Consider the following 19,433-nt stretch of genomic DNA (forward strand, 5'->3'; position numbering starts at 1 on the left):
AATGTCTGGCCTGATGCGCCATCGCCGAGCGTAACGAAACACTTATACCAATTTTACTTAATACCTGTTCAATTTGAAGGCGCAAATTGGTATTAATTCGTTTGTTTGCTAACTCAAAATACACGGACATTTATCCTGTGCTCTTGAATGCATACCACTTATCATAGTAAGGTTTGTGCTGTTTCAAAGACTGAAAATCACCCTACCCATGGATCCGGGCCAGCGTGTTTGGGTGAGCCTATTTTATATGGACAAAAACATGATAAATATATTGTTTGATATCATTGGTATGACGGGTACTTTCCTGGTGGTTGGTGCGTTCTTTTTGCTGCAACTGGACAAAGTGCGTCCCGATGGCATTAAGTACAATATGATGAACCTAAGTGGTGCCATTTTGCTGCTGATCAGTCTTTGCTATAACTTTAACCTAGCAAGTTTTGTGATCGAATTATTCTGGATCGCTGCGTCTTTAATCGGTCTGTACAAGTACTTTAAAAAACGCAGGCTTGCGGTTGCTTAAAGTCAGGCTTGGGCAGTGCATTTGTGTATGTACTGCTTCTCCCCTATTTGTGAAAATAAGCTACTCTATTATTTATTAAATATGCAATAAATGTTCATATTTAACTATCCTTCCTCGTGCTTTTTTACTAACCTTATTTCAATAACCCACTCAAAAATCACAAAAAACTTGCGAAGTGTCCCTGTCTGCGTAATATTGAAATTGAGATACAAAATCGTTGTTTGATTTTTGTGTTACATGGCAACTGTTTATGTGTGAATGCGTCGTTGAGCGAATGAGTATGAAAAAGATTCTGTTACCTTTGAGTATAGCTTTGCTCAGTTGTCCACTCTTTGCTAGCGAGGAGGCTTTGTTTGAGCTGACGTTCGAGGAGTTGATGGATGTAACCGTGGAGTTGGCCAGTAAAACGTCCGAGACGGCACAGTCAGTCCCTTCCAGTGTCACGCTATTTTCCCGGCAGCAGATTTCTTTGCTCGGCATTCGCAACGTTTATGAATTAATGAACTTTGTCCCGGGTTTCCAGTCCACTCGCGGGGATTGGGTAGGGAGTGTGCCCAAAGAGCATGCCAGGGGCGTGTATCTTGACAATGGTAACATCCTGATCATGTTAAATGGCCAGCGTCTGAATGATGCGTCCTTTGGCAAGGCGTCGGTGTACGCACCTTTTATACCTGTAGAAGTCGTTGATAAAGTCGAGTTCATTCGTGGTCCCGGCTCTGCACTTTATGGCAGCAATGCGTTTTTAGGTGTTATGAACATAGTGACACGCCAGTCGGACAGCCAGTTACAAATTGGTCTTGGCTTGCACCAGAGCAAACAAGCTTCGCTAAGCTACAGTAAGGGACATGGTACGGAGTATGCTTTTTATGCCAATGTGAGCGCTTATGAAACCGCCGGCGAAAGCTATGATATTCAGCAAGTGCGCGATCCTCAGTCAAATGTGTTTGTTGAGTTTGGCGGAAGATGGGGCGCGTTCAGTGCATCACTTCATCTGACCCGGACAAGGCTTGATGAATTTATGAATCTGGCGAGTTACAGTCAGGAAAATTTTCATACCAGTCGTAACCTAGGTGCAAAACTTACCCATCAGACCTCGTTGTCAGACTCCTTAGAGAGTGACCTGACGCTGAGTTTTATTCAACATGATATTGATAGCGCCGGTCTGATTGCCACAGCAGAAGAGCTGGGCTTGCAACAGGACTTCTTTAATGGGCCTAAATGGCAGTCTGAAGATCTCACTTTAAACTGGGATTTGGCCTACCAGCATAGTAAAGATCTGATGGTACATTGGGGGCTGGAATATTCGCTGGAAGAGCAATCTGAGGCGGGTACTTATACCTCACATTATGACCCCGACAGCGGACAAATTATTCTAGCAGATGACTACTATCTTGGCGGCATTCAGCCTTTGAATGAGTTTGCTGCATTTGACAGTCTGAAACAGGACTTCGACTCTTATGCAGCCTACCTGCAACTGAGATATCAATTGAATGAGCAGCTCACTGTATTCACTGGGCTAAGGTTTGATGAGTTTATAGATATAGACAATAAGTTATCGCCGCGCATCGCGACCGTTTATCAGGTTAATCCGCATCATGTACTAAAAGTACAATACGGAGAGTCTTTTCGCATACCTGTCAGCAATGAATTGAACTCAAATGATGACATTACCCGGGGCAACCCGCAACTCCAGTCAGAAAACATCAAAACAACGGAACTGGTCTGGCATATGGAGTATGCACGCTGGCAGGTGGACTTAGTCTTGTTTGAGAATCAACTGGACGATTTTATCAGCCTTGAACCTGTCGATGCTGTGCAAAGTCGCTTTACTTTCAGTAATTCTTACTCTTCGACAATGCAGGGCCTCGAAGCCAGTGCATCCTTTGAGCTCAGTGAGTCAAGCTGGTTCAAGCTCAACTATACCCAGCATTTTGACGACCCATTTAGCGCCAGTTATAAGCGTTTTGGTTCCTGGCAACTGAATCATCAGTTTGGCCGCTTTCAGGTTGGCCTCAATGGTGTCTGGCGAGCTCAGGTTAAAGTTTTCCCAGTCTTAGTTCCTGATGACCCGGATTTTCAGCATTATGAGCAAAAAGCACACTGGTTGATTGGAGGTACGCTTACCTGGCATATCGCCTCGAATAAACAACTCAGGTTAAAAGCGCAAAACCTCTTTGATGAAAAGACCAATGCATTCGACCCTCGAGTATTTGATGGGCGTGTACCGCAGCGGGGACAACAGCTGTTGCTGCAATATGCTCACTCATTTTAAGCTGTCGCCGCCAGTTCTATTCATGTCCATCCAGTTTAATACCCGGGCGACCGAGAGGGTTTGATACAAGCACCTTTAATCTTAATTTTTAAAAGAAAATTCTGGTTGGTCTATGCAGCATTTATGATTGTTCTTATAATAAAGACACTCAATCCTTTACTATTTTGCAGTTAATAATGAAACCACTTATCTTTGTGATGTTAGTTCTTCTGAGTGCGTGCTCATCAGTGCCTCAGGCTCCTATGGTAAATAGCGAGTTGCCGAAGGTGACCTACAAGGGCAGAGGTGCAGCAGCCGGTCCTATGTTGGTTGGCGCAATGGGGCCTGTTGGTATAGCAGTTGGGTTTGCAATAGACGAGGGAATAGCAAAGGAGATTGGTTCGGCACTGAAAGAGTCGCAGGTGCAAGGCGAAAAAGAGCTGGCCAATGTCATTGCTGAGCAATTCCCTGAGGCATCATCGGTAAAAATGCTTTCTCTGGATTTTAAAGCGCAGCGGGGCAATGATGATTTTGCTTTCGCAACGGTTGAGCTGCGCTTTCGCTCAAAAGAAGATGAATGGCAATTATGTTTGCAAACTAACCCTGGCGATTTGTCGGCACTAAAGGAAGCGTCACTTGGCTGGTCTCTTATCGTGGAATCAATCTCAGCCAATCGCGTATGCAAAGAAAGCCAAGACTAACGACCATTATACTCTAAATCATGTTTTGTTATAATGTATCATTGATGGTTTTTCAACTTCGAATCAAACACTGTAGAACTTAACATCACTCCATATGTAACATAATCCTTACATAAGCTGTTTAAAAGGAGCCACTGTGCAGTCGAGTTTTACATCTAAGTTTATGTAAATAAAGCTAATGTTTATAGGTGTGTCTTTGTAAACATAAAAACAATCAAAGGTTAATAAAAGTTTATTTTTGTAGCTTTCTAACTAGTCTTCATGTTGCGCACTCATTAACGGAGTGCTTGGTGAAGTGATCGTAAAAGAACCGCTCACTAAACAAAACAACAAGTAATCATGGAGCAAATTAAGTGAAACTATCAAAAATAGCTTTAGCAACCGTTGCTGGCCTGGTGCTGACCTCGGGCACGGCGAATGCTGCTCAGAAGCGCTTCCTCAATACACATAATACCATTTCTTCAATGCTAGAAACTGCTGGACCGGCGGTTTTATCGGCACAGCCAGAGCAGCTAGTTGGTCTGGGTGCTGACAATACGCTGGTTGAGCTAAAATCATACCCGCATGCCAGTGGCGCAGTGACTAAACGTTATCAACAAATGTACAAAGGCCTGCCTGTGATAGGCGATACGGTCAGCCTAACTTATAACAGCGCCGGCGCACTTAAACGCGCACATGGCGCGGCTGTGTATGAGATAGCGACGGACCTGAACTCAGTTACACCAAAAATGTCAATGCAGGTGATGAAAAGCCAGTTAGAGAAGCAATTTGCAGCGCAACAAGGCAAAAACGAAGTGGCGCTGGCTAAGCATAATGAAACCAGCCGACTGGGGATCTGGCTGGATGAACAATCAACTGCCAGACTTGTTTATGAAGTGACTTATGTGACTTATGGTGAGTCGCCGTCACGGCCATACAAAATTATTGATGCCAATAGCGGTGAGCTGCTGATGGAGTTTGATAATATTCAGCATGCTAACGCCACAGGCCCGGGTGGCAACCAAAAAACGGGTCGTTACCAGTATGGTACAGACTACGGCCACCTTGATGTGTCTCAGTCGGGTAATACCTGCACCATGAACAACGCCAATGTTAAGACCATTAACCTAAATCATGGTAGCAGCGGTTCAGCGGCACACAGCTTCACCTGCCCTGAGAACACAGTTAAGGAAATTAATGGCGCCTATTCACCTTTGAACGATGCCCATTACTTTGGCAATGTTGTTTTTAATATGTATAACGACTGGCTGGGTACTGCGCCATTAACCTTCCAGCTTAAAATGCGTGTTCATTACGGTAATAACTATGAAAATGCGTTCTGGGACGGCAGTGCCATGACATTTGGTGATGGACTGAATCGTTTCTACCCTTTGGTCAGTCTGGATGTGTCTGCGCACGAAGTCAGTCATGGTTTCACCGAGCAAAATTCAGGACTGGTTTATCGCTATAAATCAGGTGGCCTGAATGAGGCTTTTTCTGACATGGCAGGTGAAGCCGCTGAGTTTTATATGAAAGGCAGCAATGACTGGATGGTTGGAGAGGAAATCTTTAAATCGACCGGTGCACTGCGCTATATGGACGATCCGACTAAAGACGGTAACTCTATAGGTCATCAGTCAGACTATACCTCCAGTATGGACGTACACCACAGCTCGGGTGTGTTTAATAAGGCGTTTTACACGCTGGCAAACAAAGCTGGCTGGGATACCAAGAAAGCATTCATTGTTATGGCTAAAGCAAATCAGCTTTACTGGACAGCGAGTACCGACTGGGACACAGCCGGTAATGGTGTAATGGATGCGGCCTGTGATCTTGGCTATAACCATGATGACGTCAAAGATGCATTAGCGGTTGTAGGTGTAACCTCGCAGCTAAGCCCTGGTAGTTCTTGTGGTACAACAGAGCCACCACAGGATGAGCTGTTGAGTAACGGGGTTGCCCGTACCGGGATCAGTGGCGCATCGAAAGCTCAAAGCTTCTTCCGTCTGGAAGTGCCAGCTGATGCCACCAACCTTTCCTTTGTTACCACAGGGGGCTCAGGCGACGCAGATTTGTACGTTAAATTCGGCAGTCGTCCTTCATTGCAAACATTCGATTGTAAGAGCACGTCATCAAACAGCAACGAAACCTGTAATATCAGTGCGGTTCAGGCTGGTACTTATTACGTGATGGTCGAAGCCTGGAATGCAATCTCAGGTGTTTCACTCACAGGTTCCTACACCAGTGGCGGGTCTGGTACGCCGCCGATTGACCGTACCGAGACGAATGTCAACATAGGTTCAGGCCAGTGGACGAGATTCACTCAGGACCTGGCAGCTGGTTACTCTAACCTTACTGTCACGATCAACGGGGGCAGTGGTGATGCAGATTTATATGTCAGATACGGCAGTGAATCGACCTTATCTACCTATGATTGTCGGCCGTACCGCAATGGCAACACCGAAAGCTGTACCTTTGACAATCCTCAAGCTGGCACCTGGCACATTGATTTACGTGGCTACTCAGCAGCGAGTGATGTCACGGTGAATATTAAAGCCAATTAATCGCTGAACAGGGGAGCATATTGCTCCCTTTTTTAATGTTCATTTATCTAATTTACAAAGAGGTGTTGCGATGACAACTCAACGACCAGTTCGCATCCTGAGCCTGGTTTTGGCTGCGAACTTTACACTTTTCTCTCAGGGCGCTGCGTTTGCAAATACGCCGTCTGGCGCAGAGAATCCCTGGATAACCATAGACACAATGGCAGGCCAGCATTATCAATTACAAAACCTGCTGACAGGCAGGCACATCGAAGCAGAAGCCAGTACCGTACCTGGTATTAGTATCGCTCAGATCAATGATATTGAGCACGGTGAGCTGAGTCATTTTATGCATGAAAACTACCACCGTTGTGGCGGATTTGTGGCACATGCTTCCAAATATGAAGCCCTGCAATATCTGGCCGACCTGCAGGGCGCGCTCAATAGTCAGCCTTTACAGGCCTATACGATTGATAACCCGACAATGGTGAATGCCATGATAGCTGAGGTGAGCACGTCGAGTTTGGACAGCACGGTCGCAAATCTGACCTCGTTTCACAATCGCTATTACACCCAGCAAACGGGCGTCGACGCTGCGCAATGGATAAAGCAAAACTGGCAGACGATAGCGCAGTCTCGCAGCGACATTAGTGTCGATTATTATACGCATAACTGGTCGCAGTCATCCGTTGTGGCAACGATTAACGGCGCTGAAAATGCCAACGAAATAGTGATCATTGGCGGTCACCTGGACTCTATCAACCAGTCCAGCCCTTTGGCAGGTCGAGCTCCGGGAGCCGATGATAATGCATCTGGTATAGCGGTGTTAACCGAGGCACTTAAAGCGCTTGTCGCTTCTGGCTATAAACCGCAGCGGACTATTCAGATCATGGGCTTTGCGGCAGAAGAAGTGGGCTTAAGGGGCTCCAAAGCGATTGCACAGGACTATAAGTCTCAGGGCAAAAATGTGGTTGGCATGGTGCAGTTTGATATGACCGGAAATCATGGTAGCAGTCAGGACATTGTCATGATGACGGACTATACCAACAGCGGCCAGAATCAGTTTCTGGCGCAATTGCTAGACGCTTACTTACCAACCTTAAGTTACGGCTACGATCAGTGTGGATATGGATGTTCAGATCATGCCTCCTGGTTTGCGCAAGGGTTTGCAGCCTCAATGCCATTTGAGTCACGTATGTCAGAGATAAACCGCAAGATACATACAATTAATGATACGGTTTTTGACGCCACCCATGCGAGCAAGTTTGCCAAACTGGCCGTGGCCTATTTGGCTGAAATGGGTAAGAATGCCGGAGATTTGCCCCCCCCGGATCCAGGTAAACTACAAAATGGTGTGCCAAAAACGGGCATCAGTGGGGCCGCTAAGTCTCAGCATGACTTTTCACTTGAGGTGCCTGCTGTCAGCAGTAACCTGGTGTTTAAAACTTCAGGTGGTTCCGGCGACGCCGACCTCTACGTGAAATATGGTTCGAGGCCAACACTGCAAAGCTATGACTGCAAGAGCACAACCTCCAGCAGCAATGAAACTTGCAACATGAGTTCGGCTAACGAAGGCACCTATTATGTGATGGTGGAAGCCTGGAACGAAATACAGAATGTCACGCTTGTTGGTGAATATCAGCAAGGGGGTGGTACGCCGACACCTGTCAATCGAACAGAGAGTAGTCTGTCCGTTGGGCAAGGTCAGTGGATCAACTTCACGCAGCAATTGGGCAGTGGATATCAGACGCTAACCGTGACCTTGTCTGGCGGGGTAGGAGATGGCGATCTGTATGTTAAATTTGGCACGCAGGTGAGTGACAATAGCTATGATTGTCGACCCTACAAAAACGGCAATTCTGAAACCTGTACGTTTAGTACGCCAAATACAGGTACCTGGTACATTGGGGTAAGGGGTTACCAAAGTGCCAGCGGCATGACGTTGTCGATATCGGCACAATAAAGCGATTTTCCATACTCTGTACTTATTTTACTGGCATAATAGACACCGAGTGTTAAATCCAGGTAAAAAATATAAAGAATGGATAATTTAAAAAAATCAAAACTCTGGACCGATCGGCTGTGTCTGCTGCTCGGTCCTGCTTTTATGTTGCTGACCTGTTTTACAGCCCCGCCCGAGGGGATGAGTGTCGAAGCATGGCGCACAGGCGGACTGGCTGTTTGGCTGGGAATATGGTGGGTGAGCGAAGTGGTGCCAATTCCTGCTACTTCTCTGGTACCGCTGATCGTAGTGCCGTTGGCGGGTATTAATGACATTAAGTCTGCTTCTGGTTTGTATGCACACCCCCTTATATTTTTATTTCTGGGCGGCTTTTTGATTTCGATTGCCATGGAAAGGTGGCAGTTACATAAACGAATCGCGCTGCATACTATGTTGCGAAGCGGTAATAACCCCAAAATGCAAATCCTGGCGATGATGTTGGTGAGTGGCTTTTTATCTATGTGGATCAACAACACAGCCACCACGCTTATGATGTTGCCCATTGCACTGTCTGTTATACATGTTTTAAAAGACAATCAGTCTCAGGACAATAATTATGGTATTGCTCTGTTACTGGCCATTGCCTATAGCGCGAGTCTGGGTGGCGTAGGAACCATAATAGGCACGGCGCCCAATGCGTTGATGGTTGCTTACTTGTGGGAAAACTATCAGATTAAGATTGGCTTCGCGCAGTGGATGATTATGGCGGTACCTTTCACATTTGGAATGATTTTGCTTTGCTGGTTGTGGTTAACCCGTTTTGCATTCAAAGTCCAAAAGAGCAACAAGGATACCGACCTGACTCAGATATTTACAAAGCAACTGGGTGAACTGGGCCGTATGAGTCTGGCGGAGAAAAATGTGCTCTTTGTGTTTATCTTTGCTGCGGTAAGCTGGATCACCCGACCTTATCTGGCCGGTTTGACTGGACTGGATATCACGGATACCGGTATTGCGATGGCAGCTGCGTTACTGTTATTTGTGTTGCCAGCAAAAGGCGGCAGCGACACGCGCCTGATGGACTGGCAGGCGGCGCAACAGGTTCCCTGGGGAATATTATTGCTATTTGGGGGCGGATTAACGCTGGCGTCTCAAATCAAAGGCTCCGGACTGGCGGAATATATTGCCAATATGTTGGCGGGCGCGAGTGCTATTCCTCTAATCCTTGGTGTACTGGCGGTTGCTGCTCTGATTACCTTTTTAACCGAACTGACCAGTAATACGGCGACGGCGGCAGGCTTTTTACCTCTGCTTGGTCCTGTTGCTGAACAAGTTGCTGGTACCCCACTAATCTGGGTGATTCCTGCTGCGATGGCAGCAAGCTGCGCGTTTATGATGCCAGTGGCAACTCCGCCTAATGCCATTGTGTTTGGCTCGGGGGAGATCAAGATTCGCGATATGATCAAGGCTGGGTTTGTTATGAACCTGTTCGCGATTGTGGTCATCACAACGCTTACTATGGTGGTGGGCAGCAGAGTATTCGGCTACTGAGGAACCCCTAAGAACAGAGCTCAAAAAGACAAGCCGCTATTGCGGCTTGTCTTTTTATGGAGTTAGATAACGGATGATCAATCCTCAGTGATTTGTGAACCTGCGATATAGGTTCCGGCCTGAATTTTATGATAAATGGTATCGGCGATTTCCTGGGCATCTTCTCGTTGCGAGCGCGACATGCTTTTTTCATCAAGTCTGCGGCTCGTTGTGGCCGGTCGGTAACCGTTATATTCTGCCAGTGTGTTCCAAATGTAGGAGCGTTGTATGTTTTTCTCGCCACCAAGGCCCTGATAGTAAAGCAGGGCAAGATTAAACATCGCCAGGGTATAGTTGTTCGCTGCCGCCCGTTCGTACCAGAATTTTGCCTCGTTGTAGTCCTGGGTCACACCATCGCCATTGGCATGCATGACGCCAAGATTAAACTGTGCCGCGGGCATATTCTTTCTGGCCGCGGCATTAAACAGATCAACCGCTTTTTGTTTATCAAGCTTAACGCCCTGGCCCTGATCGTACATTACAGCCAGTGAAAACATGGCATCGGCACTGCCAAGTTTTACAGCTTGTTGCATAAGTTCAGCGGCTTTTCGCGGGTTTCTGGGTACCCCATATCCGCCTTCATGCATTTTAGCTAACTCGTATATGCCAGGCGCAAACCCCATATCAGCCAGGTATCTGAACTCTTTGAGTGCAACATCAAATTGCCCGGCATTTGCTGCCGCTATGCCTTCCTCCAGCCCGGCTTTCGCAGCTGGGGCGGCAGCAAGCAAACCCGTAAGGGCCAGTGCGTAAGTAAGTTTATGCCACATGTGCGTTCTCCTTAATAACCTATGTTTAAGTCACCAAACATAATACCAAATTAGCGCAAACAGATAGCCAGTTGACCTAACTAAATTAAACACTATTCGCCGCTATGGACATCCCAACATCGAACAATGCCTCACAATCGCTACGATAGCTTTTTGCGATATGGCTACAACTGCACCATTTCATAGTAACGACTTAGCAAATCGCCTGGCAGTAGATGTTGAGTATAGCAGTCTGGAGTTGAAACTGTTTTAGCGAGTGGTTGTACAAAGGGGTTAGTATAAGCGATTGAGGCATAATAAAAAAAGCCCTTTCGGGCTTTTCAGATACATATCAACCGTCACTGATATGAGCAATGTAGCAAGTAAATGAGTACGTTTACCAATGCTTCCTGTGAAAAAGCCATTGGCAGATCAACGTTTAATGAAGCCCTGAACGGAGAATAAAGGTGTCTCGAGATTCATTGAGAATGATTATCACTTATCTTTTTTGATAAGTCAATTGCAAATGATAATTAATTGCAATTGTTGTCTTTATAACTTTTCGCTTCCGGGTGTCATCAAAGTATCTTTTCTTTTTCGTTTTATAGTCAGTATATTGAGATGAATGAAATTTGTTCAGGGAGCATGTTATGCAACAGCAATATACAGAATTGAAACGAAACGTCAGCCTGCTTGGTGAGTTATTGGGCACTACTATCGCTCACTCCCAGGGGACTGAGGTACTTGAAAAGGTTGAGTTGATCCGACATCTGGCCAAGTCATCTCGCAGTGGTGATGTGCAGGCAAGAGAGACGCTGATAGAGACTTTGCAATCCTTGCCAGACGAGGAACTATTACCCGTATGTCGCGCATTTAGCCATTTCCTGAATCTCGCCAACGTTGCTGAGCAGCAGCACACGATTTCAGACGCCGGTTGTCCGCAAGGGCCCTTTGACACACTGCAAACAACCTTGTCTGAGGTGACAGCGAAAGTAACCAAGGGAGATACCGATCTTCAAACCGTGACCAGCGTTATAGAGAATCTGTCCATTGAGTTGGTTTTAACAGCACACCCGACAGAAGTGACACGCCGCACTTTGATCAGTAAGCACGTCGAACTCAGTGAGTGTTTATCAGAACTGGCTGATTGTCAGGATAGCAGCTTATGCCGCACTGAAGTGATTTCTCGAATTGAACAACTGATCTGCCAGGCCTGGCATACCAATGAAATCAGAAACAAACGCCCGACGCCACTAGAGGAAGCAAAATGGGGTTTTGCGGTCATTGAGAACAGCTTATGGGACGCGGTACCCAAGTTTACGCGGACCTTGACCCATCTGGCAGAAGGGCAACTCGGTATAAGTCTGCCGGAAGATTACGCTCCTGTGAGCTTGGCATCGTGGATGGGTGGGGACAGAGATGGCAACCCCAACGTCACCGCAGAGGTCACTCAAAGTGTCCTCGATCATGGCCGCTGGATGGCGCTGGACTTGTACTACCGCGATTTGGACGTACTGAGTTCAGAATTATCAATGGCACCTGCAAATGAGGAGTTAAGAAAGCTTACGGGAGAGCATGCAGAGCCATACCGAGCGTTACTCAAGCAGTTAAAAGCTGATGTGAACGAAACCATATTGGCGCTGGAACATAAGATTAAATCGCTGCCCAGCTCACATCAGGACAAAATCCGTTCGACGGAGCAGCTCATGGCTCCGCTGACTGTCTGTTATCGATCTTTGACAGAGTGCGGTATGGAAGTGGTCGCAAACGGTATGTTGCTGGACGTGATGCACAGACTCAGATGCTTTGGGGTTCAGCTTTGCAAACTGGATATTCGTCAGGATTCGGGAAGGCATTGTGACGTATTGTCTGAAGTGACGCGTTATCTGGGGCTTGGAGATTATGCACAATGGTCTGAGCAGGATAAGCAGGCTTTTCTGCTTTCAGAGCTTTCTTCTCGACGTCCCTTGTTGCCTAAACACTGGCAACCCAGCGAAGAGGTTCAGGAGGTGCTGGACACCTTTGCCGTGATTGCCAAGCAGGATAGAGCTGCGCTGGGTATCTATATTATCTCTATGGCCAGAGAAGCGTCAGATGTGCTGGCTGTGGAATTATTGCTTCAGGAAAGTGGCTGCCCGTTTAAACTGCCTGTGGCACCACTTTTCGAAACTCTGGATGACCTCAATCATGCGCAGGTGGTGATGCAGCAACTGTTCGATTCAAGCTGGTACAAAGGGCACGTAGGACAGCAGCAGTACGTAATGATTGGCTATTCTGACTCAGCTAAAGATGCTGGCATGATGGCGGCGGGCTGGGCACAGTATCTGGCCATGGAGCAGCTTATTGATGTGGGCGAAAAATACCAGGTTGAGATGCATTTGTTTCACGGTCGGGGTGGCACAATAGGGCGTGGCGGCGCACCTGCTGCGCAGGCGTTACGTTCTCAGCCGCCGGGATCACTGAGTCATGGTTTGAGAGTGACAGAGCAAGGTGAAATGATCCGCTTTAAGTTTGGTCTTACTCCGGTCGCAATACAAAGCTTGTCACTCTATGCCAGCGCCATTATTGAGAATAATCTTTATCCGCCTCCGCAGCCCAAGTCGGACTGGCGCGATGCGATGGCATTGCTGAGCGAACAGTCGTGTAAGCAGTATCGAGATTTTGTTCGTGGCAATGCAGACTTTGTATCTTATTTCAGAGCGGCGACACCCGAAATTGAGCTGGCAAAGTTGCCTTTAGGTTCACGCCCGGCAAAACGTAAGCCACAGGGAGGCATAGAGAGCCTTCGTGCCATTCCATGGATATTCGCCTGGAGCCAAAATCGCCTGATGCTACCTGCCTGGCTTGGTGCCTTGGCTGGGATACAAAGTGTAGTTAAGGAGCATGGAGAGTCGCTACTTGGAGAGATGAGCGAACAATGGCCGTTTTTCAGAACGCGATTGGAGATGCTGGAAATGGTATTTTGTAAAACCGACTTATGGTTAAGCGAATATTATGATGCCCGACTAGTCCCCGCACCGCTTCAGCCTTTAGGTAAGTTACTTCGCAGTGAATTGAAAGAAGCAACGCAGTTTATCGAAAAGTATGCTCCCAAGGGCTCGTTGCTATCGGCGCAGCCGTGGATCCGTGAGTCCATAGCGCTTCGTAACCCTTACACGGACCCACTCAACGTACTGCAGGTGGAGTTACTCAAACGTACCAGAGATAAGGCCAACCCAGATCTGGACAGCGCATTGATGATCACTATGATGGGCATTGCGGCAGGGATAAGAAATACGGGTTAATTTTTATTGATGCAATAATGATTACATTGCGCAATAACAAAAACCAATCCTATAGGGTTGGTTTTTTGATTTTATCTAGTTTTTTATGATTGATTTGTTGACATCAATTCGTATTTAACTAGAATGCCCTGCTACCTTGTAAACGCACTTAACACTAGTTTAAGCAATAGTCAGAGGCTACAATGTCAACGCTTTCTACCAGTATCACCTATGATGAAACGACAACCTTAATCATGATGACCCTTAGAGGCAAAGCTGGGGTGGATGATGTTGTTAATGCCTACAAAGCGGCAAATAGTTATGCCTCAAAGCACCAAAGCAGTAAACTATTGGTGGATGTTTCTGAGCTTGAGCACAGGTTTGCTGCAATCGATGTTGTCAATGTCATGCCTAAGGTAGCGCACCATGTTAAAAACATGAAAATCGCCAGAGTCGTGGGTATTGAGGGGTTTATGCACGATTTGTTTTTACAGAAAGTGCAGCGTTTTGGCATTAATGCAGAAAATTTTGAGTGCTTCAAAAGTGCCAAGGAATGGTTGAGTAAAAGCTAATTCGAGCGTAAACTGGTCTGCCATGAAACAAGCGCAAAACAGCGCTGCTCAGGCATTAGCCTGAGCGAATAATAATGATATATGGTAGACACTGACAACAAGTTAAACCCTTCCGTACTGGAAGTGTGCAAATCCGCTAACGGGGTACTAACCCCCGACCTTCAGAACCACATTAAGTCTCTTCTCGGATGTGATAATACGCAATTAGGTCAAGTCCTGTTACCTTATGCAGCTAGCTTTGCTCAGGCACCTATTTCATCGTTTTTGGTTGGCGCTGTCGCTTATGACAAAAACACTGAATGCTATTTCTTAGGGGCTAACCTTGAGTTTTCTCACCGGGCGCTTTCGTTGGTTGTTCATGCTGAACAAGCCGCAATTAACAATGCCTGGTTAAATGGGGCTCAAGAAATCACTCGTATGGACATTACTGCTGCGCCATGTGGGTATTGTCGCCAGTTTATGAATGAGCTGAAAAATGCGAAACAGCTTAAAATCACCTTACCAACCGGAGAAACGAGCTTATCTCAATTGCTTCCAGGTGATTTTGGCCCTACAGATCTGGGTAATCAGGAGGCGCTGTTTGGCAGTAAATCTATCGATATACAGAACATAGACGGCCTGTCCGAAGAGTTAATTAAACATTTAAGTCAAGTGTATGCGCCTTATACAAAAAATGTGGCGGCGGCAGAGTTGGTGACGGCGAGCGGCAAGCGATTTTATGGGCGTTACATAGAGAATGCAGCATACAGCCCAAGCTTATCGCCTATGCAGAGTGCGCTTAGTCAGTTGGCAATGAGCGGTGAGATTCTGGCTGAGGCAAAGCTTGAACGAGCTACTTTGGTAGAAACAAAAGGAAGAGAGAACCAAAGGGCTGTGACAGAAGCTGTAATAAGCAGTTTTAACGACGCGTTAGAACTGCAGTATCATGTGATTGAACTAAAGTAGGCCGACGCCTACTTTGTTCTTTCTAGTACGATCTCGGCAGTCTTGATCACAACCGCGACTGCGTTTTTCTCTACCAGTTTATGGTCGACATTCGGGATCTCCTGGCGTGTACGATTTACCAGTACGCCGGCTACACAGGCTGCTTTTAGTCCCAAAGCGGCACACATTGTAAAGAGCGTCGCAGACTCCATTTCATAGTTCATTACATTGAGCTTTTGCCATTCTTCACACGAGCCCTGAAACGCCTTTGGCACATATCCGGAAAAGGTATCATAGCGTTCCTGGCCCGGATAGAAGGTATCACTAGAGGCGGTGATACCAGTATGATAGGTCACACCCAGCTGCTCACAGGCCTCAACCATGGCAGAGGTGCTGTGGAAATCAGACACTGCAGGGTAGGCAAGTGGGGCAAAATGTTGACTGGCACCATCAAGGCGCACAGAAGCGGTGCTAACCAGAATATCACCTTCATTGATATGCGGCTGAATAGCGCCAGTGGTACCTATGCGTAAAAAGGTATTGACGCCAAGTTGAGCGAGTTCTTCAACCGCAATTGACGTTGATGGTCCACCGATACCAGTAGAGCAAATCACAATAGATTGGCCGTTAATATCGCCAAGATATACGTGAAATTCGCGTGTCTGAGCCAAACATTTTGGGTTGTCCAGTTGCTCAGCGATCCGCTCTGAACGTTTTGGGTCGCCAGGAACGATAGCCAGTGTTGCACCGTTTAGATCTGCTTTCGAAAGACCCAGGTGAAATACCTTTTCCATAAATAAACCTTGTGTAGTTCTAAAGCCCAATGGTCAATTTTACCTGCAGTTAAGTACAGGACGAATGTCCTTATCCTGGCCTTTGAGCGTTACAATTGTGTCGTTTAGTGAAATCCCCCCGTGAGCCCGGGTTTATGCAATTATTTTATGTTTAAGCCTCAATGAAACAAAGGGTTGTTTATCTTGCGCTGATATTAGATATCGGCATTTAAACGCCAAACTGTAAACGCAGAGCTAATTGAAATTAACCGATTGCTTGCAACATTGTCGACTGTCTTCTAAACCTTAATAAGGAGAAAGCAAATGGGGAATACCTACTATGCCTGCAACACAATCGATAGACAAGCACAACGAGTTTGCCCGCTGTTTTGAAAGCAACAAGCTAAGCCCATTTGTGGCGTTTCATTGGCTCGCGCTCGCTTTTAAAGATATAGCTCGAGCGCCTTTGCTCAGTTTAATTTATGGACTGGTTTTTACAACAATTCCCGCGGCCATTATGTGGCTTGCGTTTGAAGTTGAAACACACCTTGTTATTTTGCCTGCGGCTGTTGCATTTGCACTGATAGGTCCTGCGTTTGCCGCTGGGCTGTATGACGTGGCCTGGGAACTAGAGAAAGGCCATAAGCCAACCCTCAGTCATAGTCTCAAAAGTATGTTCAGAAACCCGGCCGGTGAGTGGGGCTTTGCAATCTTACTCATGGTCATTATGATAGTCTGGATGCGCCTTGCGGCATTAATCCACGCATTGTACCCCAATGTGCCAAACCCCAACTTTGAGCAGCTTTCGGCATTTTTGGGACTAGGAACATTGGTGGGTGGCATTCTCGTGGTGACGGTGTTCGCGATTTCTGCGTTTACACCTCAGATTATGATGGAGCGTCGTGTTGATATTATGACGGCAGTAGTGTCATCCATTCATGCTGTAAAGTCTAATGTAGCAGCGATGATAGTGTGGGGCGCGACCATAGGTGTTCTGGTAATCGTGGGTTTCCTGACTGGTACGGCTGGCTTTATTGTCATCATGCCGCTGCTGGCCTATGCCAGTTGGCATGGATATATTGCGACAATTAAAACCAAAAAACCAAGAAAATACGAATAAGCAAACACTTAGCCTGCATATTCAACCGCTCTGGACACTTTCGTCAACGTCGGAGCGGTTGACTTATCTCTCAGCCATGTTATACCGACTCCAGTACAATTTATATTATCGTTTTAAAGTCCACTAGATTTCCGTAACCAATTGAAAAATAAGAAGTGACTTGGTGTATTAGTGAGATGCTTGTGAAGCTTTTCGCTAACCGGTCACACTGATTTTGATAATTTAATAATTATTCTTTGAGTAACGGTGTGGCATGTTTATGCAGTTGACTGAGGAGGTCTCAATGAGTGATAGCAAGGTAAAATTTCATCAGAAAATAGAAAGCTGTTTATGTCCGCCGGGCGACGGTGTGTTTACTGTCAACACGGCAAAAGAAAGAAAAGCTGCGTTGCGTGAGAAACTCTATGGTCAGACAGAGAACATTGAGCCTCTTTGGAAAGCTTCACTGAATACACTATCTGATAGCGAATACAAAGCTGCCATTTTGGGGATCAGTTCAGATTGTGGCGGTGGCATCTTAAGAGGCGCTAACTGGGGACCCTTATTTCTTCGTTCCACACTGCTGACACAGCAACCTCAAGTCAGCGCGTTTGATTTGGGTGATGTGCGGGTTATTCCTCATTTGCTGCATGACAAATACCTCAATGAGGGAACCATCAGTAACTGTCAGAAGGCCTTGTATCAGGACGAAAACAGTGAGTACCATGTGTCTCCGCTTTCTATCACTGAAGATGTATGTGATGGCTTTTATGCACACTATCCTGAAAAAGGGATCTTTGGTATCGGTGGTGATCACTCTATCAGTTACCCGCTTACCAAGTCGTATCTTAAAGCCAAACGAGATCAGGGTAAGCGCACGGCAATTATTCACTTTGATGCACACACTGATTTGCTGGTTGAGCGCTTAGGGATTGACCTGTGCTTCGGTTCCTGGTGTACACATATTCTGGAATTTCTTCCTGCACCGCACCACCTTATTCAGTTTGGGATCCGTTCCAGTGGCAAAAGTAAAGCACATTGGGAATCTACGTTTGGCGTTAAACAACATTGGGCCCATGAAATTCGCGAACAGGGTGCAAGTGCTATCGTAGAGCAGGTCATTAAGCAGCTTAAAGAAGATAAAGTCGATGAGCTGTATGTCAGTTTTGATATTGACGCGCTGGATGAAGAATTTGCTGCGGCAACTGGTACACCAGAATCTGGTGGTATGACACCCGATGAGGCAATGATCATCCTAACGGCGCTTAGCAAAGAGTTTCCGATCACGGGTGCTGATATGATGGAGATAGCGCCATTTACAGACAGCTCTCTTGCTGGCTCGTCGAGTTCCGAAACGACGCTTCGAGAAGGGGCGAAATTGTCCGCTTTTCTGATTGATGCCATCAACAAAAGCTAATCAAACAGTGAAAGAGGGCTTCGGCCTTCTTTCATCTTACCGTCATCAGAGCTAACCACTTCAATTAAAATTTAACTGCTAACTCTATTCACAGTATCCGAATATTTTCCTATATTAAAAATTGTAGGTTAATAAAAACCAAAGGAGCGATGCTTGGTACGCTGGCTAATTTACCCGTTGTTAATGCTAGGGAGTATTGGAACACACGCCTATACACTGACTCTGGTTACTGAAAATTTCGCGCATTTTCAGTATGTAAACGGAGAGGGCGAGTTGGTTGGTCATGCTGCGGATAAAGTCGTTCAAGTGTTAAATGAGGCAAACGTTGATTACCAGCTATCGGTAGATAACTGGAGTATTTCTTATAACAGTGCAAAGCGCGATCCAAACACCTGTATTTTCTCTATTGCCAAAAGCAAGCAGCGGGACGCGCTATTTTCATGGGTGTTCCCCATCGGAGGCTTTACGACCTCTTTTTATGCTCTTAAGTCTGCGAATCTTCATATCGATAACCTGGAGCAGGCTCGGCAGTATAAGATAGCAGTTATTCGAGATAACTTCAGTCATCAATACCTCAAGAGCCAAGGCTTTTCAGAAGGTCAGCAGCTCTTGCTAATCCAATCATTTGATAAAATATTTCAGTTACTTGCTACGCGACGAGATATTGTTGATTTAGTGATTCTGAGTGACGCTCAGTTTGAGCATAAGAGCAAGAGCGAGCCTATGAGCAGTGAACTTGAGCGTGTAATGACGCTCAATCAGATGAATACTCAACTCTATTTCGCCTGCAATAAAAAAGTACCCCAAAGTATTATTAAACGCATCAAGGCCGCCTACGATCGCTTGTATTAGGGTTTCTTAATCTCCGGCCAGCTAAAGCCATGAAAAGTGTCTATATAGAGCGCCTCTACTTTTTCTCTTGCCCATGGCGTTTTACGTAGAAACTTTAGGCTCGACTTCACCGAAGGGTCCTTTTTGAAGCAATTAATATTGACTGCCTCAGACATTGCTTCCCAGCCGAGTTGTTCAACCAGGCGTTCAATAATGTCCTGAAGCTTGACGCCATGTAATGGGTTGTTGGGTTGTGATCCGCTCATACTGCTTTATTCA

The 19,433-nt window shown here is 46.3% G+C and carries 15 protein-coding genes; 12 read left to right on the forward strand and 3 right to left on the reverse strand.

Going from position 1 to position 19,433, the window contains the following annotated elements:
* Window positions 1–259 precede the first annotated feature (259 nt).
* The 6 genes from CWB99_RS00260 (at window position 260) to CWB99_RS00285 (ending at window position 9,487) form a co-directional block, all read left to right on the forward strand.
* On the forward strand, window positions 260–520 hold the full coding sequence (locus CWB99_RS00260; protein ID WP_138551981.1) for a CBU_0592 family membrane protein: 261 nt from the start codon (window positions 260–262) through the stop codon (window positions 518–520).
* 280 nt (window positions 521–800) lie between these two features.
* The gene (locus CWB99_RS00265) at window positions 801–2,792 is read left to right on the forward strand and encodes a TonB-dependent receptor plug domain-containing protein (protein ID WP_138551980.1); all 1,992 of its coding nucleotides are present in this window, start codon (window positions 801–803) and stop codon (window positions 2,790–2,792) included.
* Between the two features lie 176 nt (window positions 2,793–2,968).
* Window positions 2,969–3,472 (forward strand): hypothetical protein, encoded by a 504-nt coding sequence (locus CWB99_RS00270; protein WP_138551979.1) that lies wholly within the window; start codon window positions 2,969–2,971, stop codon window positions 3,470–3,472.
* Between the two features lie 353 nt (window positions 3,473–3,825).
* On the forward strand, window positions 3,826–6,015 hold the full coding sequence (locus CWB99_RS00275) for a M4 family metallopeptidase (protein WP_138551978.1): 2,190 nt from the start codon (window positions 3,826–3,828) through the stop codon (window positions 6,013–6,015).
* Between the two features lie 70 nt (window positions 6,016–6,085).
* Complete coding sequence (locus tag CWB99_RS00280; protein ID WP_138551977.1) at window positions 6,086–7,957, forward strand: M28 family metallopeptidase; 1,872 nt, start codon at window positions 6,086–6,088, stop codon at window positions 7,955–7,957.
* 78 nt (window positions 7,958–8,035) lie between these two features.
* A complete protein-coding gene (locus tag CWB99_RS00285) occupies window positions 8,036–9,487 on the forward strand; it encodes an SLC13 family permease (RefSeq protein WP_138551976.1) in 1,452 nt (483 codons plus the stop codon).
* Between the two features lie 77 nt (window positions 9,488–9,564).
* Here the strand turns inward: CWB99_RS00285 and CWB99_RS00290 are convergent, their stop codons facing one another.
* Complete coding sequence (locus CWB99_RS00290) at window positions 9,565–10,296, reverse strand: tetratricopeptide repeat protein (RefSeq protein WP_138551975.1); 732 nt, start codon at window positions 10,294–10,296, stop codon at window positions 9,565–9,567.
* A 629-nt stretch (window positions 10,297–10,925) separates the two neighbouring features.
* Here CWB99_RS00290 and ppc point away from each other — a divergent pair.
* The 3 genes from ppc to cdd all read left to right on the forward strand — a co-directional run bounded on the left by ppc (window position 10,926) and on the right by cdd (window position 15,055).
* Window positions 10,926–13,559, forward strand: coding sequence for a phosphoenolpyruvate carboxylase (ppc, locus tag CWB99_RS00295; protein WP_138551974.1), 2,634 nt, complete (start codon window positions 10,926–10,928; stop codon window positions 13,557–13,559).
* Window positions 13,560–13,741: 182 nt separating this feature from the next.
* Window positions 13,742–14,110 (forward strand): hypothetical protein, encoded by a 369-nt coding sequence (locus CWB99_RS00300; protein ID WP_138551973.1) that lies wholly within the window; start codon window positions 13,742–13,744, stop codon window positions 14,108–14,110.
* Between the two features lie 81 nt (window positions 14,111–14,191).
* Window positions 14,192–15,055, forward strand: coding sequence for a cytidine deaminase (cdd, locus tag CWB99_RS00305; RefSeq protein WP_138551972.1), 864 nt, complete (start codon window positions 14,192–14,194; stop codon window positions 15,053–15,055).
* An 8-nt stretch (window positions 15,056–15,063) separates the two neighbouring features.
* Here cdd and udp read toward each other — a convergent pair whose 3' ends face one another.
* Window positions 15,064–15,828, reverse strand: a complete 765-nt coding sequence (gene udp / locus CWB99_RS00310) for a uridine phosphorylase (RefSeq protein WP_138551971.1) — start codon at window positions 15,826–15,828, stop codon at window positions 15,064–15,066.
* A gap of 319 nt (window positions 15,829–16,147) precedes the next feature.
* Between udp and CWB99_RS00315 the strand changes: the two genes are divergently transcribed.
* The 3 genes from CWB99_RS00315 (at window position 16,148) to CWB99_RS00325 (ending at window position 19,175) form a co-directional block, all read left to right on the forward strand.
* A complete protein-coding gene (locus CWB99_RS00315; RefSeq protein ID WP_138551970.1) occupies window positions 16,148–16,927 on the forward strand; it encodes a DUF2189 domain-containing protein in 780 nt (259 codons plus the stop codon).
* 283 nt (window positions 16,928–17,210) lie between these two features.
* Window positions 17,211–18,323: an arginase family protein gene (locus CWB99_RS00320; protein WP_138551969.1), complete on the forward strand. Its 1,113-nt coding sequence runs from the start codon at window positions 17,211–17,213 to the stop codon at window positions 18,321–18,323.
* A gap of 153 nt (window positions 18,324–18,476) precedes the next feature.
* Entirely contained in the window at window positions 18,477–19,175 is a 699-nt protein-coding gene (locus CWB99_RS00325; RefSeq protein ID WP_138551968.1) for a substrate-binding periplasmic protein, read from the forward strand.
* On the opposite strand, the gene CWB99_RS00330 is transcribed toward CWB99_RS00325, so the two are convergent.
* Window positions 19,172–19,420 (reverse strand): VF530 family DNA-binding protein, encoded by a 249-nt coding sequence (locus CWB99_RS00330; protein ID WP_138551967.1) that lies wholly within the window; start codon window positions 19,418–19,420, stop codon window positions 19,172–19,174. The two genes, CWB99_RS00325 and CWB99_RS00330, sit on opposite strands and share 4 nt — an antisense overlap.
* Between the last annotated feature and the right edge of the window lie 13 nt (window positions 19,421–19,433).

The sequence above is a fragment of the Pseudoalteromonas rubra genome, assembly GCF_005887095.1.
GTDB classification, from domain to species: Bacteria; Pseudomonadota; Gammaproteobacteria; order Enterobacterales; family Alteromonadaceae; genus Pseudoalteromonas; species Pseudoalteromonas rubra_E.